Genomic DNA, 3,810 nt, shown 5'->3' with positions numbered 1-3,810 from the left:
GACCGTACCCGGCGGGCTGCGCATGGCCCGGCGCCGGCTGCCCGTAGCCCGGCCCGGCGGGCGCCGGCTGGCCGTAACCCGGCTGGGCCGGCGGTGGGGGCGCGACCGGCTGGGCATGCGCCGGCGGCGGTGCCGGCGGGACGTGCGATGGGGCCGGCGGGACGTGCGATGGGGCCGGCGGGACGTGCGGCGGGGCCGGCGCGGGCGCCGGCTTGGCGTAGTTCGCGGCGGGTGCCCCGAATCCGGGGGCGGGCGAGGACGGAGGCGGAGCCGCGGGCGGGGGTGCCGCCTGGGTGCGGGTGGCGCCGGCCGGCGGGCCGAACCCACTGGGCGCTGCCGGCGCGGCCGGCGGTGGCGGCGGTGGTGTGTCGTCCTCCACATCGCCGCCGAACGAGCGGATCAGCTCGGCGAGCCCGCCGGCGAAGCCCTGCCCGACCGCGGCGACCCGCCAGACACCCTTCCGGTAGAGATCACCGATGATGATGGCGCGCTCGCTGGTGAAGTCCGCCCCGGTGAAGGCGTAGCGCAGCACCTCGGCGCCGCCGACGACGATCCGGAAGTAGCCGGCGGCCAGCTGGGACGCCGAGCCCGCGCCGTCGATCGCCGCGCAGAACGACAGCTTGTGGATGCCCGCCGGCACCTTGTCCAGCGTCACCCGGAACGACTGGGTGTCACCGGCCTGCTCGCCCAGGAGCTGGACCGACCCCTCCGGGGACGCCGGCTGGTTGAAGAAGATGAAGTAGCGATCGTCGGAGAGCCGGTCGTTCGCGTCCAGGCCGAAGCAGGAGACGTCCCAGGCGAGACCGGGCGCGGTCAGCGCGATCCCGATGTAGAGGTCGGTGCCCGGGGTGACCGCGGACAGCTGGCTCTTCTGCCCCCGGTTGAACTGTTGGACCACCGCGCTCCCCTTCAGCGTCGACCTGTCGGTCTGCCTCGACGCCGGGCATCCGGAACGGACGCGGACCGCACGAAACCGGACTACCCGGGTGCTCGCTTCGCCGGAGGCGTCTAGAAAACTAGCAGCCCGGCCAGGATCTCTTCGACGGCCCACAGCGGTCCGGACCCTGTCAGCCGACGGACACAGCAGGCCAGTGACCCGCGCTTCGGGCAGCCGGCCGGCGGGCGGGGCCCGGCCCGGCGCCACTCGGTCGTGTACCGACGCGACCGGGTCGTGTACCGACGCGACCGGGTCGCGCACCGGCGCCGGACGGCGTTCACTGGAGTCATGCGGTATGTCGACGGAGTAGCGACAAAGAAGAAGATCTCCGTGATCGGGCTGGGGACCTGGCAGTTCGGTTCCCGTGAGTGGGGCTACGGCGCGGCCTACGCCGGCAGTGAGGCGCCGGCGATCGTCCGGCGGGCGCTCGAGCTCGGGGTGACCTTCTTCGACACGGCCGAGCTGTACGGCTTCGGGCGCAGCGAACGGATTCTCGGTTCCGCGCTGCGGGACGCCGGCGCGCTCGAGACGTCCTTCATCGCCACGAAGCTGTTCCCGGTGCTGCCGGTCGCGCCGGTCGTCGAGCAGCGCGCGGTGGCCAGCGCCAACCGGCTCGGCGTCCGGCAGATCGATCTCTACCAGGTGCACCAGCCCCACCCCGTGCTGCGCGACACCAGCGCCATGCGCGGCATGGCGGCGCTGCAACGGGTCGGCCTCGTCGACGCGGTCGGCGTCAGCAACTACCCGCTGGAGCGCTGGCAGGCGGCCGAGGAGGCGCTCGGCGCACCGGTGCTGTCCAACCAGGTGCAGTTCAGCCTGCTGCACCCGCAGCCCGAGCGGGAGCTGGTGCCGCACGCGGTGAAGAACGACCGGCTGATCATCGCCTACAGCCCGCTCGCGATGGGCGTGCTCTCCGGCCGCTACAGCCGGGAACGCCGTCCGACGTCGTTGGCGCGTACGTCGCATCCGCTGTTCCTGCCGGAGAACCTGGACGCGGCCCGGCCGGTGCTCAACGTCCTGCGTGACGTCGCCGCGGCGCACGACGCGAGCCCGGCGCAGATCGCGCTGGCCTGGGTGCTCCGGCACCCGAACGTGGTCGCGATCCCCGGGGCTTCCAGCGTCGCCCAGCTGGAGAGCAACGTCGCCGCCGCCGACATCGAGCTGACCGACGAGGAGTACGGCGCGCTGAAGAACGCCTCCGACACGTTCACCCCGACCGGCGGCCGGCGGGCCCGGGTCACCGCCATCCTGCGCGGCGGGCTGCGCCGGCGCTGACCGCCCCGGCCGGCCGTGGCCCCGGCGGGCGGCGGCCGGCGCCGTGGTCAGCCGGGGCCCGGGGCGGATATGACGTGGAACGGTGGGCACACCGCCGAGGAGTGGTGCGCGGCGGCTTCCAGCGCGAGCTGCACCCGGTCCTCCGGGGCGAGATGCCCGCTGCCGTGCAGGGAGCCCAGGGCGAACTCCTCCCCGCAGCCCACGGCGTCGTACAGGTCGATGCTGCGGCCGATCTGGAAGTCGGAGTCGATGCGGTACAGCCGGCCACGGATACCGGCCAGGAACACCCCGCCGGCCTCGGATCCCGACTCGGTGCGCGTGTAGCCGCCCTCGCGCAGACAGTCACGCACCGCGGAGATGAAGTCGGTGGCCATGAACCGGTCGATGTCCCATGTCTGGGGGGCGGGTGGGACCAGGCTGTACCTCAGGAGCTGGCCCATCCGGAACGACGAGGTGAAACCCATGACGAACTCGCCGTTACGGAACACCTTGGTGTCAGCGCGGACGGTGATGGAGTAGCCGGCTACCCCGGCGCTGTCACCACCGATGATCACCCTGCCGTCATGCTCAAGACCGACGATGCAGGTCACAAGAGCGCATCTTATCCCCTGGATGCACGCCATGTCCGACAAGTACGCATGGATCGGGTCGCTTTCACAGTAGAGTCCGATTAGTTACAAAATGTTATAAAATAGTAGATTGTGCTACGGCCAGTGATACAGTAGGTTGCCGTCACGACTGGTTGTCGTCACAGCCGGCTCTCGCCGCGGCTCCTGCTACGTCTGCCGCGCCTGCTACGTCGACGGGTCGGACGGGACCGCGGGGACGGCGGGGACCACGGGGACCACGGGGACGGTGCCGACGCGGTGCGCCCCGGTGTAGACGTTCATGGAATCCCCGCGGACGAAGCCGATCAGCGTCATACCGGCGTCCGCGGCCAGCTCGACCGCCAGCGACGACGGCGCCGACACCGCGACCAGCGCCGGAATCCCGGCCAGCAGGGCCTTCTGGACCAGCTCGAACGACGCCCGGCCGCTGACCACCAGCACCCGCCCGCGCAACGGCAGCGCGCCCTCGCGCACCGCGTGACCGACGGCCTTGTCCACCGCGTTGTGCCGGCCGACGTCCTCCCGGACCACGAGCAGGTTCCCGGCGGCGTCGGCGATCCCGGCGGCGTGCAGCCCACCGGTGCTGGCGAAGACCTTCTGCGCGGCGCGCAGCCGCTCCGGCAGGGCCAGCACCACCCGCGGGCACAGCACCAGCGGGTCGTCCTCGACGGTGAACCGGCCGCGCAGCCGCACCCCTTCGATGCTGGCCCGCCCGCACAGCCCGCAGGAGCTGCTGGTGTAGAAGGCCCGTCGCAGGCTGGCGTCGGGCGGGGGAACCGTCGGGGCGAGGGCGATGTCCAGGACGTTGTAGGTCTGCTGGTGGGCCTGCCCGTCCTGCTCGTCGGTGCCGGCGCAGTAGCGCATGCCCAGCACGTCCGAGCCGGCGCCGATGATCCCCTCACCGGTCAGGAAGCCGAAGGCGAGGTCGACGTCGTGCCCGGGCGTCCGCATGGTGACGACGAGCGGCCTTCCCGCCACGCGCAGTTCCAG

Annotated in this window: 4 protein-coding genes; 1 reads left to right on the top strand and 3 read right to left on the bottom strand. The window is 72.3% G+C overall.

Going from position 1 to position 3,810, the window contains the following annotated elements; genetic code table 11:
* A partial coding sequence (locus tag NBW84_RS23115; RefSeq protein WP_250287371.1) for a TerD family protein occupies nt 1-898 on the bottom strand: 898 nt, incomplete at its 3' end.
* A gap of 327 nt (nt 899-1,225) precedes the next feature.
* On the opposite strand from NBW84_RS23115, the gene NBW84_RS23110 reads away from it, so the two are divergent.
* Complete coding sequence (locus tag NBW84_RS23110; RefSeq protein WP_250287372.1) at nt 1,226-2,212, top strand: aldo/keto reductase; 987 nt, start codon at nt 1,226-1,228, stop codon at nt 2,210-2,212.
* Between the two features lie 47 nt (nt 2,213-2,259).
* Here NBW84_RS23110 and NBW84_RS23105 read toward each other — a convergent pair whose 3' ends face one another.
* The gene (locus NBW84_RS23105) at nt 2,260-2,802 is read right to left on the bottom strand and encodes a hypothetical protein (RefSeq protein ID WP_250287370.1); all 543 of its coding nucleotides are present in this window, start codon (nt 2,800-2,802) and stop codon (nt 2,260-2,262) included.
* 204 nt (nt 2,803-3,006) lie between these two features.
* On the bottom strand, nt 3,007-3,810 hold an 804-nt coding region (gene fdhD / locus NBW84_RS23100), incomplete at its 5' end, for a formate dehydrogenase accessory sulfurtransferase FdhD (protein WP_250287369.1).

The sequence above is a fragment of the Protofrankia sp. CiP1_Cm_nod2 genome (genome assembly GCF_920664355.1).
GTDB lineage: Bacteria > Actinomycetota > Actinomycetes > Frankiales > Frankiaceae > Protofrankia.
Note: the sequence above shows the minus strand (reverse complement) of the source record. Positions and strands in the feature narration are given on the sequence as shown.

Coding starts and splice junctions, on each gene's coding strand:
- NBW84_RS23110 (WP_250287372.1), top strand. CDS start 1,226: ATGCGGTATGTCGACGGAGTAGCGACAAAGAAGAAGATCTCCGTGATC.